This window comes from Clostridium sp. BJN0001, assembly GCF_022869825.1.
GTDB lineage: Bacteria > Bacillota > Clostridia > Clostridiales > Clostridiaceae > Clostridium.
Genome location: NZ_CP094971.1, coordinates 17,501 through 31,294, shown reverse-complemented (window position 1 = coordinate 31,294; position 13,794 = coordinate 17,501). Strand labels below are relative to the sequence as shown.

Here is a 13,794-nt window from a genome sequence, read left to right as displayed (position 1 = left end):
AATACATTAAACCCGATATGTTTATAAATCATGTTTTGTGTCAATAATTAAATATATATAATTTGATAGAATAGGATGATAATTTTGAAACTTAATAAAACTCACAAACATTTTATAAATCTATTTTTAATATTTTTTATTACTTTCAGCTTTTTTAATTATAAAAGTTTTATATCATATAAACTTTTTTTAGAAGAATTTAAAACTGCTTATAATAATAGAAATCTTTCATATGCAAACTCTATTTTAATGCATAATGATAACTTTAACCCTTATAAAAAACTTTTTTTAGATAAAGATTTAAATAATTTTTTTAATAGGAAAGTTCTCCAAGTATTTTATGAAATAAATGAAGATAAAATTTCTGATGATGAAGCATTAGGGCATCTTTATGAACTTTGTAATTACACATACTCAAAAAGTACAGTTAAAAAAATTCTTTTAAACCATATATCATTACTTGTAAAAAAAGATTATTATTCTATAGCCTTAAATACCTTAGACAAAATGTCCATCCTATTTCCAAATGACTCTGAAATAGAAAATAGTAAAAGTACAATAGAAACTACCAAAGATGACTATTTAGCAAAATCATGTTTAAATAATATTAATAGTATTTCAGATTCAAATATAAATTCATCATATATAGAAAGTAATACAGATTATTTAATATTTGTAGACACCGACCTTCAAAAAACTTATATATATGAAGGTGATAAAAATAATTGGAACAAATTAAAAACATTTTCATGTTCAACAGGAACTAAACAAAATAAAACTCCTGAAGGCATTTTTTCAATACAGCAAAAAGGTAACTGGTTCTTTTCAAAAAAGTATAATGAAGGAGCAAAATATTGGTCTCAAATAAATGGGAATATACTTTTTCATTCATATCCATTTTCTAAAGATAAAGAAACCATTATTGATAGTACTTTAGGTACTCCACTTTCTCACGGATGTATTAGGCTATCAACTGATAATTCAAAATGGATTTTTAAAAACATTCCAAAAGATACCAAAGTAATTATTAACTAACTTCTATTTCTTTATTTAAATAGAATGAATATATATATTTTTTATAGACTTTTTTGCCTGTTACTTTTAATATAGCATTGCTATAATAATCTATCTGACTATTATATTTCAAAATTAAACTTTGTTCATCATTATTCTTAACATAATCAGTTTTATAATCAAAAAGTATTATATTTCCTTTATATTCAAAAAAGCAATCTATTATTCCTTGAAGTCTAACTGTAGAATCTTTATATTTTTCGCCTAGATTTTTATCAACTTTTAAAGCACTTATATTAGTGTAAAATAAAAATTCTCTATATATTTTTTCATTATTTTTATATGATTCAAGCATCATCTTTCCTAGCTTGCTTTTAAGAAACATAATTATTTTTTTAACATTTATGCTTTCTGCTTCTTTTTTAGTAATAAATTTATCATTATAAAGATCCTCTATCTGTTTCTTTATATTTTCTTCACTATCAGCTTTAGAGAAATCTAATTTTTTCATAACAAAATGCATAGCTGTTCCTTTTTCACTTGCAGATAATCCTTTATCTTCTCTCAAGAATTTAGGAACTAAGACATTCCTATTCTTCTTTCTAAATATATTATCTGATATCTCATAATTTTGTTCTTCATTTTTTCTCTTTAATTCAGAAACAGATACATTACTTTTTAATGTTGTTAATTCTTTAAATTTATATTCAAAGCCAAGTTTACGCTGAACTTCTTTATCATCTTGAGCTCTTGTCTCATCATTAATCTCATATACTTCTTTTTTATCTTCAGAATCATCTTCATTTTCAATCTGTATACTGCCATTTTTTATTATATCAATATCCCATTTTGATTCTGAAAGAGAAAATGTATTTTGAGTAGCTCCTATATATTGAGACATCTTATTTCCCTCTTGATTCTTGCAAAGAGCCATTCCTATCCAATCTAAAAATGAATTTGATCTTAATATCTCTGATGGAAGAATATTTCCTTCATTAATACATGAAGAATTAAACCATTTCTCTATACTTTTAGAAGCATTTTTTAGGCAACCTGTTATAATTAGCTTTTCACGTGCTCTTGTACATGCAACATATAGTATTCTCATTTCTTCAGATAAAGTTTCAAATTTTATTTTTTTCTTAATTGCATTTTTAGCTATTGTTCCTATACTTGTTCTATTATATAAATCAACATAATCAGGTCCAAAACCAAGCTCATCGTGGTAAAGTATTAAGCCGTTCATATCCATAAGATTAAATCTTTTACCTGTTCCTGCTAAAAACACTACAGGGAATTCAAGCCCTTTACTTTTATGAATACTCATTATTCTTACTACATTTTCATTCTCACCAATAATTTTAGCACTACCCATATCACCTGAAGATTTTATTAACTTATTAATATAATTTATAAAGTTAAATAATCCTTTAAAACTTGTTGATTCAAACTGCCTTGCTCTTTGAAATAATATTCTTAAATTAGCCTGTCTTAAAACTCCATTTGGCATAGCTCCTACAAAACCATAATATGAAGTATCCATATATAAATACCATATAAATTCATCAATAGAAACATATAATGATTTTTTTCTCCACTGAATAAGCTTTGTTAAAAAATATTTGCATTTACCTGATAATTCATTATGAGTATCTTCATTATCAGCTATTTGTACTATATTGTTATAAAAATAATCATTTTTATTTACAAGACGTATACTGCTTAAATCCTCCATAGTAAAGTTCATAATAGGAGATTTTAATATTGCAATAAGTGGAACATCTTGAATTGGATTATCTATTATCTTAAGAAGTGACATTATAGTTTTTATTTCAATCGTATCAAAATATCCTGTTCCTGTATCTGCATATGCAGGAATTCCCCTCTTGCCCAGCTCTTCCATAATACCTTCTGTATAATTTTTTGTTGCTCTTAAAAGAATAACAATATCTTTATACTGCAAATCTCTATAACTACTAATATTTTTATCATATATTTTAAATTTCTTATTTTCAGATTGAGACATAAGGTTATTTATTTTTTCAGCTATAACAATACCTTCAATATTTGAATTTTGAACCTCTTCTAAATCAACATTTGAATCATTATCTGAATCATCATCTAAAACTTCATCTGAACCTTTATCTATTATCTTAACCTCGATAGCTCCTCCTGAATATGAATCATCTGAAACTTCATCATATTCTGCTCCTAAATTCAATTTTTCATCTTCATCATAGTTTACTTCACCAACTATAGGAGACATAATATTTTTAAAAAGAAAATTAATTCCATTTATTATTTCTTCTCTACTTCTAAAGTTCTTATTAAGTCTTATTAACTTATTTGTTTGGTTAATCTCACTTGCATATTCATTCTGCTTTTTTATAAATAACTGTGGTTTTGCCTGTCTGAATCTATATATGCTCTGCTTTACATCTCCAACCATAAAAACATTAGGCTCAGTCGAATGTTTTTTTGAAATTAAATTAATTATTTCCTCCTGTACATCATTTGAATCTTGATATTCATCTATAAGAATTTCATCAAAATAATCTCTATAACTTAAAGCTGTTTCTGAAGGCTTTATATTTCCATCCTCATCTTTTTCTGATAAAATCTCAAGACATAGGTGTTCTAGATCATTAAAATCAACTATATTTTTTTCCTTTTTCTTATCAGTAAATTTATTTTTAAAGTCTATAACAACCTTCGATAATTCTTTCATATAAGGATAACAATTTTTTATATTATTAGCCATATCTTCAGGACTCTGAGAAAAGACTCCATTTAATAATTCTTTTACTTTTTTCTTTACATTATCTCGTATTCCTTTTACAGAATCTAATGTTCTTTCATCAGAAATTGTATTCTTTTTTATTGTTTTTAATCTTCCAAAATCATTCATTTTTAAAAGATTTTTATATAATAAATCTAATCCCTCGTCAATACTTGAATATGCATTCTTTATTCTTAAAAGATCATCATTAAATGTATCTAAATATGCATTAAGTTCAGGAGTATCTTTTATAATTTCAACGCCTTTTTCTAAAAGCCTTATCATTCCATCTAATTCAATTTTCATATTTTCTTTTAAAACAGTAATCCATTTAGTATGTTCAAGCTCAGAAACGGTACTTATATTAAAATCATTTGACTTCTCATTTAGCCATTTTTCAGGCCATGGATTTGACATTACAAAATTATATACATTTAAAATAAGTTCCTTTAATTTATCATCACTTCTATAGGTATTTATTACTTCTGCAAGATTATTAAATTCTTCATCTTCTTTCTCATACTTTTCATCAAATAACTCATCTAGAATATCGCTTTTTATTAATCTTATTTCTGTGTCATCACCTATTCTAAAAGTTGGATCAATATCAATTTTATAAAAATTATTTCTTATTACATCAAGACAAAATGAATGCATAGTAGTAATATTCGCTCTATTTAAAAGAGTAAGTTGATGTTTTAAATTCTCTGACATAGGATTTTCTTGTAGTTTTTCTGAAATTGCAGAAGCTATCCTCTCTCTCATCTCTGATGCTGCTGCATTTGTAAATGTCACAACAAGAAGTTTATCTATTGAAACCCCAATATCTGAATCTGTTATAATTTTTATTATTCTTTCAACTAATACAGCTGTCTTTCCTGAACCTGCTGCTGCTGAGACTAAGAGATTTTTCCCTCTTGTTTTTATCGCATCTAACTGCTCATCTGTCCATCCCATAAAATAATACCTTCTCCCCTACTTTTTTTCCTTTTCTAATTTATCTTTTATATCTTGCCAAACTTCCTTTTTAGACCTTGCTTTTATAGCATTATATTTATTGCCAGAAATATTAGTATCAAACTGACATATAGCTGCATATTCACAATAGCTGCAATATGTTATATTACAATTCTTTATAGGATTAATGCTTATCTTACCACTAAGCATTTCTTCACATAAATCTTTCATTTTCTTATTTACATAATTTCTTAATATGTCAAAATCATCTTCGGTAATTACACTACTTTTAGCATAAAAGCTATCATCCTTTTTTATAGAAGCCGGAATTATAAGAGATGAAGTTCCTATATCTTTATCCATCGCTTTAATAACCTTTATATCTTTTATGAGAAGCCCCTTTAATTTCAATTTTTCTAATATTTTACGTTCAGCCTCTTCTTTTGATATTGTTGAATTAGTTTGTATAATAGGATCATCTACTTTAAAATATAATACTGCTCCTGGCCTTGCCTGAGAATTTAATATTTTTTCTGAATTCTTTAAAAGAATATCAAGATATACAAGAAGCTGAATCTGAATGCCATAATATAATTCATTTAAATCAAATTTTTTATTCCCTGTTTTATAATCTATTATTCTTATATAAACATTTCCATCTAAATCCAAAGTATCAATTCTATCTATTCTACCTTCAAAATATACTTTTTCATTATCATTAAGTTCTAGAGATTTATCTGTAAATGGATATTCTGTTTTAAAAACTTCAAATTGTCCATTAGATATCTGTTTTGATAATACTAAAATTGATTTTGAAATTACATTTGTAATTCTTTTAGCAAAATGTTTATACCTTTTAGAACTCAATAAAATAGAATTATTATTTTGATCAAGTCTTTCTTGAATCAATGAATCAACATAATTCTTACATTTAGTATTATCAAGTTCTGACCATAATATCCCTTCACTCTTTATTCTCTTCGTAAATCTATCTAATATATCATGTACTAATGAGCCAATGTCTGGTGGGGTAAACTCATATAATTTTCTATTCTTTGCTTTTAAACCATATTGTATAAAATATGAAAATGGACACGATGCATACTTTTCTACTCTTGATACACTAAAAGAAAGTTTTCCTACATCATTTTTATATAATTCTCTAAGTTTATTTTTATTAACAGTATCTCCTATATTAGTATAATTAATACCATCAAACATTATTTCTATTTTGCCTTTAAATCTATCATCATTTTTATACCATTTGAAAACTGAAGGCCAATATCTTTCTACATCTTTTTTTTCAAAGTCCCTTCTTATTGCAAGAATAAGATCATTAAAAGTTGGTATTGGTGCAACAATTTTTTTATAATTATTATCTTCATTTTGCAAATCATAAATACTACTTTGTTCATGAATATTTTTAAATATTTTTTTCATTTTAGGAATTACTACTGATGGTCTTAAAGATTTTCCTTCAAAATCCGCAATTGGATATGATAAAAATAAATATTCACTACTTATAGTGAGTGCTGTATAAAGAGTAAATTCTTCTTCATAAACTTTTTTTCTAGTATCAGACGCAAGAGTAATTCCTAATGAATTTAAAATATTTCTATCATCATCTTTTAATATTCCCTCTTCTTTTCTATTACTAGGGAATACACCATCATTTACTCCAACAATAAATACTATCTTAGCATCTTTGCCCTTTACTCTTCCTACATCTCCTATATTTACCTGATCAAGCGCTACAGGAATAACTCCTATTTCTTGATTTGAAAATCCATAATTGAGTATCTGATAAAATTCCTTTACATCAATAATGTCATCTCCAATAACATCTACTGCTTGATCTAATGTATCCATTACTATTTGCTCTATCTGACTATATTCTCTTACTTTATATTCAAGTTTTTTTTCACTAAACTCATCTATCCATGAGTCAATTTTTTCAAATACGTTCATATCATTTAAAAAATTATATAAATTTGTACAAATATTTTTCACAGTATTTTTCTTAGATATTTTATCAAAAAAATCTTTAAGCGGATGAGAAATTTTTTTCATAAGGCAACACATTTCTTTTTCATTTTCCTCAATTTGATCATCTTTTTTGTATTCAATCCATGAATATCCCTTTATGCCACGCTCAAGTACAAAATTTTCTAAATTATCAATATCAGCCCTATCAATATTTAAAAGTCCAGATTTAAGATATCTAAACATACTTTCATATGAAAAATTACTAATAAGAATTTCAAAAATAGAAGTTATAAAAATAATAAGAGGATTTCCTGCAAGATTTAATTTTCTATCTATAAAATATGGAATATCATATTCGTCAAAAATAGCAGCAGTTATTTTATCATAATCATCAATATTTCTACATACTACACAAATATCTTTATATCTATAATTCTTATCTCTTACAAATTCTATAATTCTTTGAGCCACTTTTTCTATCTCTTCATAAGTATTGTTAGCCTTATATATGGAAACATTATTTACTTTACCATCATATGTTTTTATTGGATAAGCAAAAAAATACTTTTCAATATATAAAAGTTCTTTACTATTCTTAAATCTAAAATTATCACTTTCACTTAGAAACATAGGTTTTTTATATGATATATTATTATTTTCTACAAGTTTTAATAATTTTGATTCTGTTTTTAATACTGGTAAAAATATCGATTCATTAGAAGACTTTTTATCAAGAGTAAGAGTAACATTCATCTCTTTAGCACCTTTTGCAAGTATTTCTAATATGTTAAGCTGTTGCGGAATAAATGTAGAAAATTCATCCACCCATATATAAGAATCTTTAAATATATTATCTTTCATGAGAAGCTTATATAATAAAGTAAGCTCATCATCACTATCTATATAATTTGCATGCATTTTTTCATCTAGCTTCTGATAGATAGTTGCAAGATCATTTAATTTCTCCGATAGTTCCTTTTTATCTATTTCCTGTGAAACATTATAAAGGCTATCATATGATACATTATATTTTTTAAATTCTGATATTATTTCAGAGACAACATCATTAAAACCATGTCTTTTTGATATTTTTTTTAAATAATCAAGTGATTCAATATTTTGATTTAAAACTTTATTTATAAGCATTCTTTTTCCTGATTCATTGATTATACTTTTAGCTCTTCCACCTATCTCATCAAACACCATATGAGCCATTTTTTTAAAGCTTAATACCTGTGTCCTTAAAAGAGCTTTTTCACCTATATATTTTAGTATTTTATTTTCAGTAACAAATGTATATTGTTCTGGAACTATTAAAAGAAGTTTAGAATCATTTTCAGCTTTGTCTATAATGTTTTTTATCTCTAATATACATTGCATTGTTTTGCCTGAACCTGATCTTCCATAAATAAACCTAAAACTCATAACACTAACCCCTTCTAGAATTTCTTTCTTAATCTAATTATACTCTAATATTTTTATTCTAATTTTAAATTAAATAAAAAAAAACATCTAACTTTCGTTAGATGTTTGGCGGAGAATCCGAGTTTCGAACTCGGGCGCCGGTTAATCCCGACCTACACCCTTAGCAAGGGCGCCTCTTCAACCACTTGAGTAATTCTCCATGCTCTACAATTCAAAATATAAAAAAATGGCGGAAAGATAGGGATTCGAACCCTAGGTACGCTTACGCGCACGCCGGTTTTCAAGACCGGTGCCTTAAACCAACTCGACCATCTTTCCAAGACATATACTATTATAACAACCAACTTGGAAACTGTCAATATGTTTATATAACTTTTTTTATGTAAACAAAAAAGCATCCAACTTTCGTTAGATGCTTGGCGGAGAATCCGAGTTTCGAACTCGGGCGCCGGTTAATCCCGACCTACACCCTTAGCAAGGGCGCCTCTTCAACCACTTGAGTAATTCTCCATGCTCTACAATTAAAAAATATAAAAAAAAATGGCGGAAAGATAGGGATTCGAACCCTAGGTACGCTTACGCGCACGCCGGTTTTCAAGACCGGTGCCTTAAACCAACTCGACCATCTTTCCATTTCCAACACAAATATTATTATATCATCAATATATAATTATGTCAATATATTTTTAACGGCAATTATATCTATTCCTGTATTTAATATATTTTTACAAATTATACTTCCACTTTCTATAGGAGTACTTACATATATTCTGCTTAATACTTTTGAAACTTCTTTCCATAATGATAATCGCATTTTTTTACTACTCTTTACAGGAACTATCTTATACTTATCATTTCCTTTTACTCTTACAACACTTGTAAATATATCTTCTTTCATGAATCTCACCCTATCTCATTACATTTATGCTATATTTCATTAAATTGTTTTATTTTGCTAGTTATAATTTGTGAATCTGCTGAATCTTCAACTATATTTATTAAACTTGTATCCATCTCTCTAGCTAATATCTTCATTATTTTCATATTACAATATGAGCCATTACAGTTTCCAATAGATATACCTGTTCGTCTTTTTACTCCTTTTAACGTCCTTGCACCTAAAGGTCTTCTAATAGAATCTATTATTTCACCTTCTGTTATATTATGGCATGTACATACTATATTCCCATACCTTTTATCTATTTTTATAATATTATTTCTTTCCTCATTAGTCATATTATTAAAAACATAAGTTTCTCTTCTTTTATCCACATAATCTTTTTTTAATGTTATATTAATTTTATTTTTTAAATTTTTTTCAATTATAGATGCAATCGCAGGAGCAATTGTTATTTTGCTATAATGACTTCCAGTAACTTTTATATAACCCTCATCTATATTACTATTATCTATACGAATATTATCTTTACCATAATTTTCAGTAAAAACATTTAATATTTGTTCAGGTTTTATATTGCCAAAAATCTGCTTTGCATAATTAATACTTTCATTAAGAGTAGGCTTCTGTTTTTTTCCTTTTATTCCTATAAGAGTAGCTTTAGATGATGTAGGAATACTTATAATAAATAAATTACTATTAATATCATTTATTATTACACTATCAGGCATATGCGCATTATCCATATTATTAAAAAGAATATAATTCATTTTTCTGTCTAAACTCTTATAAGTATCATCTTTATCAATATTTTCACAAAATTCACTTGGTATTGTATTAATTACTATTTTACATGTGAATTTATTTTTATTCGTAGTAACTTTAAAACCTTGAGATATACTTTTTATATTAATTACTTTTTCTTCAAGTTTAAATGTTACATTATTATCTGCAGCAACTTCTGCATATGAAATAGTAAGATCATAAGGGTTTATAACCGATACATTCTCTGAATACAATGCATTATTAACATTTATATTAAAATTTGGATCTATTTTTTTTATATCTTCAGGGTATTTTATTGATACTCCTTTTATATTTCTTCCAACTGCACGATTTAATATCTTATCAATTTTATTAACTTCAGTCTTATCTTTTGAAATTCTAAAAGCTCCAGTTTTTTTGTAATAAACATCAAATTTTTTACAATCATTTTTTATTATTTCCATACCACACTTTTCTAAAGAAGCCATTATGTCATCATCTGTTTCTGCTCCATCATATATTACAGCAGTATTAGCTACAGATATGTCATCAGCTATATCTGATTTCTTTTCTATAAGTGCTATATTTATATTATATTTAGATAAATTATAAGCTATAGCACATCCTATAATTCCTCCGCCCAAAATTAATACATCATAATCCATTTTTTAATATCCCCTACTCTGAAATAATAATTTTTTTCTCTTTAAGCTCTTTTATTATATCATTAATTTGTTCTTTTGTTTCTGCTGAAATTGTATGAAGATGAATTCCATTTGTTAAAACTGACAAAAGCTTTGCTTTCTTCTTTTTGCATTTATCGCAAAATTTAGTCACTTCATTATAGTTTTTTACCATAAGCATACCTCTTATTTCTCCGTAAAGAGGATGTTCAACAATTACATCTTCAACAATTCCACCATATTTAATTATAGTACTCATCTCATCATATAATCCTTTATCATTATGCATTACAGCTATAACTGCTTTTACTCTCTCAGAATCTGTATGTGTATGTATAATATAACCATCTGGAGTAGCTATTATTTTATCGCCTTTTGCTCTCAATATTGCAATATCTTTAACTATTACCTGTCTTGTTACATTATACTTTTTTGCAATTTCACTTCCTTTTATAGGAACATTGCTTTCCACTAATAATTTATAAATATTTTCTCTTCTTTGCTTTGATTCCACTTTATATTTCTCCTTATTATTAATATAAATATACTTATATTATATCAAATAATAACAAAATAATTTTTTGTAATAAAAAAAAGTTATGAATAAATCATAACTTTTAATGGTGGAGATAAAGAGATTCGAACTCTTGACCCCCTGCGTGCAAGGCAGGTGCTCTCCCAACTGAGCTATACCCCCGTATGGTGGACCTTCAGGGACTCGAACCCTAGACCTACCGGTTATGAGCCGGTTGCTCTAACCAACTGAGCTAAAGATCCATTTGCTAATTTATAAAATTAACAATCTTGTATTTACAAGAATACCTGGCGACGTCTTACTCTTCCACACAGTCACCCATGCAGTACCATCAGCGCTATAGACCTTAACTGTCCTGTTCGGTATGGAAAGGAGTGTTACCTCTATGCCATCATCACCAGATTTACAACACTTAATATTATATTACAAATATTTAAGTTTGTCAAACTTTTTTGAAAGATTTGTTCTTTCAAAATTGCATATAAATCATGTATTACAACTTTTTTAATTTGGTCAAGCCCTCGACCTATTAGTATCAGTCAGCTAAATATATTACTATACTTACACCCCTGACCTATCAACCTTGTCGTCTTCAAGGGGTCTTACTAGCTTACGCTATGGGAAATCTTATCTTGAGGTGGGCTTCACACTTAGATGCTTTCAGTGTTTATCCCGTCCCGACTTAGCTACCCAGCTATGCTTCTGGCGAAACAACTGGTACACCATAGGTCAGTCCATCCCGGTCCTCTCGTACTAAGGACAGCTCCTCTCAAATTTCCTACGCCCGCGACGGATAGGGACCGAACTGTCTCACGACGTTCTGAACCCAGCTCGCGTGCCGCTTTAATGGGCGAACAGCCCAACCCTTGGGACCTACTTCAGCCCCAGGATGCGACGAGCCGACATCGAGGTGCCAAACCTCCCCGTCGATGTGAACTCTTGGGGGAGATCAGCCTGTTATCCCCGAGGTAGCTTTTATCCGTTGAGCGATGGCCCTCCCACGAGGTACCACCGGATCACTAAGCCCGACTTTCGTCCCTGCTCCACCTGTATGTGTCGCAGTCAGGCTCCCTTCTGCCTTTGCACTCTTCGAACGATTTCCGACCGTTCTGAGGGAACCTTTGGGCGCCTCCGTTACATTTTAGGAGGCGACCGCCCCAGTCAAACTGCCCACCTAACAATGTCCTGTCACCAGTTTCATGGCATCCAGTTAGAACTTCAGTACTGTCGGGGTGGTATCCCAACAACGACTCATTCAGATCTGGCGACCTGAATTCCCAGTCTCCCACCTATCCTGTACAGACAATACCGAAATTCAATGCTAAGCTACAGTAAAGCTCTACGGGGTCTTTCCGTCCAATCGCGGGTAACGAGCATCTTCACTCGTACTACAACTTCGCCGGATTTGCAGTTGAGACAGTGCACAAGTCATTACGCCATTCGTGCGGGTCAGAACTTACCTGACAAGGAATTTCGCTACCTTAGGACCGTTATAGTTACGGCCGCCGTTTACTGGGGCTTAAGTTCATACCTTCGCTTGCGCTAAGTATTCCCCTTAACCTTCCAGCACCGGGCAGGCGTCAGCCCCTATACATCAGCTTACGCTTTAGCAGAGACCTGTGTTTTTGTTAAACAGTTGCTTGTGCCTATTCTCTGCGACCTGCTCTCGCAGGCACCCCTTATTCCGAAGTTACGGGGTCAATTTGCCTAGTTCCTTAACTGCAATTCTTCCGTCGGCCTTAGGATTCTCTCCTCATCTACCTGTGTCGGTTTGCGGTACGGGCACTACTTCTCTCTCTAGATGCTTTTCTTGGAAGCATGGAATCAGATACTTCGGTTCACAAGGAACCTTCCCCATCACACCTCAGAATTATAGGAACGGATTTTCCTGTTCCTACTCCCTAAATGCTTAGACTAGCGTCCAATAGCTAGCACATCTTATCCTTCTCCGTCACACCCTCGATAATAACGATGGTAGTGGTATTGGAATATCAACCAATTGTCCATCACCTACGCCTTTCGGCCTCGGCTTAGGTCCCGACTAACCCTCAGAGGACAAACCTTCCTGAGGAAACCTTAGATATTCGGCCTGTAGGATTCTCGCCTACATCTCGCTACTAATGCCAACATTCTCACTCGTAATCAGTCCACCGCTCCTTACGGTACGACTTCAACCCAATTACGACGCTCCTCTACCGCTCATACTAAAGTATGAACCCGTAGCTTCGGTGGTAAGTTTGAGCCCCGGACATTTTCGGCGCAGGATCTCTTGACTAGTGAGCTATTACGCACTCTTTTAATGAGTGGCTGCTTCTAAGCCAACATCCTAGTTGTCTTAGAAATCCCACATCCTTTTCCACTTAACTTACACTTTGGGACCTTAGCTGACGATCTGGGCTGTTTCCCTTTTGACCATGGAACTTATCTTTCATAGTCTGACTGCCGGACTGATAGTATATGGCATTCGGAGTTTGATAAGGTTCGGTAAGCTCTATGCCCCCTAGCCTATTCAGTGCTCTACCTCCACTACTCACATTTTCCGACGCTAGCCCTAAAGCTATTTCGAGGAGAACCAGCTATATCCGAGTTCGATTGGAATTTCTCCGCTATCCACAGCTCATCCCATGCTTTTTCAACAGCAACGTGGTTCGGTCCTCCACAAGGTTTTACCCTCGCTTCAACCTGGCCATGGATAGGTCACCCGGTTTCGGGTCTACAGCATGCAACTAGTCGCCCTATTAAGACTTGGTTT

General features: G+C 30.3%; 6 protein-coding genes, 6 tRNA genes and 2 rRNA genes (1 of these 14 running past the window's edge). 1 reads left to right on the top strand and 13 read right to left on the bottom strand.

Annotation, left to right across the window (positions count from 1 at the left end; translation table 11 throughout):
* Positions 1-84 precede the first annotated feature (84 nt).
* Positions 85-1,035, top strand: coding sequence for a L,D-transpeptidase (locus tag MTX53_RS00130; RefSeq protein ID WP_244834171.1), 951 nt, complete (start codon positions 85-87; stop codon positions 1,033-1,035).
* Here MTX53_RS00130 and addA read toward each other — a convergent pair.
* The 13 genes from addA to MTX53_RS00065 all read right to left on the bottom strand — a co-directional run.
* Positions 1,028-4,750: a helicase-exonuclease AddAB subunit AddA gene (gene addA, locus MTX53_RS00125; protein WP_244834170.1), complete on the bottom strand. Its 3,723-nt coding sequence runs from the start codon at positions 4,748-4,750 to the stop codon at positions 1,028-1,030. The two genes, MTX53_RS00130 and addA, sit on opposite strands and share 8 nt — an antisense overlap.
* An 18-nt stretch (positions 4,751-4,768) precedes the next feature.
* Positions 4,769-8,161 carry a helicase-exonuclease AddAB subunit AddB gene (addB, locus tag MTX53_RS00120; protein ID WP_244834169.1) on the bottom strand — a complete coding sequence of 1,131 codons (3,393 nt, stop codon included), beginning with the start codon at positions 8,159-8,161 and terminating at the stop codon, positions 4,769-4,771.
* Positions 8,162-8,267: 106 nt separating this feature from the next.
* Positions 8,268-8,360, bottom strand: a tRNA-Ser gene (locus tag MTX53_RS00115).
* A 28-nt stretch (positions 8,361-8,388) separates the two neighbouring features.
* Positions 8,389-8,479: transfer RNA gene (locus MTX53_RS00110), tRNA-Ser, on the bottom strand.
* Between the two features lie 99 nt (positions 8,480-8,578).
* Positions 8,579-8,671 (bottom strand) — tRNA-Ser (locus MTX53_RS00105).
* A 31-nt stretch (positions 8,672-8,702) separates the two neighbouring features.
* Positions 8,703-8,793 (bottom strand) — tRNA-Ser (locus MTX53_RS00100).
* A 38-nt stretch (positions 8,794-8,831) separates the two neighbouring features.
* Positions 8,832-9,059 (bottom strand): DUF1667 domain-containing protein, encoded by a 228-nt coding sequence (locus tag MTX53_RS00095; RefSeq protein WP_244834168.1) that lies wholly within the window; start codon positions 9,057-9,059, stop codon positions 8,832-8,834.
* Positions 9,060-9,088: 29 nt separating this feature from the next.
* Entirely contained in the window at positions 9,089-10,489 is a 1,401-nt protein-coding gene (locus MTX53_RS00090; RefSeq protein WP_244834167.1) for an FAD-dependent oxidoreductase, read from the bottom strand.
* Between the two features lie 13 nt (positions 10,490-10,502).
* Positions 10,503-11,021, bottom strand: a complete 519-nt coding sequence (locus MTX53_RS00085; RefSeq protein ID WP_244834166.1) for a transcription repressor NadR — start codon at positions 11,019-11,021, stop codon at positions 10,503-10,505.
* A 107-nt stretch (positions 11,022-11,128) separates the two neighbouring features.
* Positions 11,129-11,204 (bottom strand) — tRNA-Ala (locus MTX53_RS00080).
* A 3-nt stretch (positions 11,205-11,207) separates the two neighbouring features.
* Positions 11,208-11,284, bottom strand: a tRNA-Ile gene (locus MTX53_RS00075).
* Positions 11,285-11,327: 43 nt separating this feature from the next.
* Positions 11,328-11,444 (bottom strand): 5S ribosomal RNA (gene rrf / locus MTX53_RS00070).
* Between the two features lie 107 nt (positions 11,445-11,551).
* Positions 11,552-13,794: ribosomal RNA gene (locus MTX53_RS00065) — 23S ribosomal RNA — on the bottom strand; it runs 666 nt beyond the window's last position.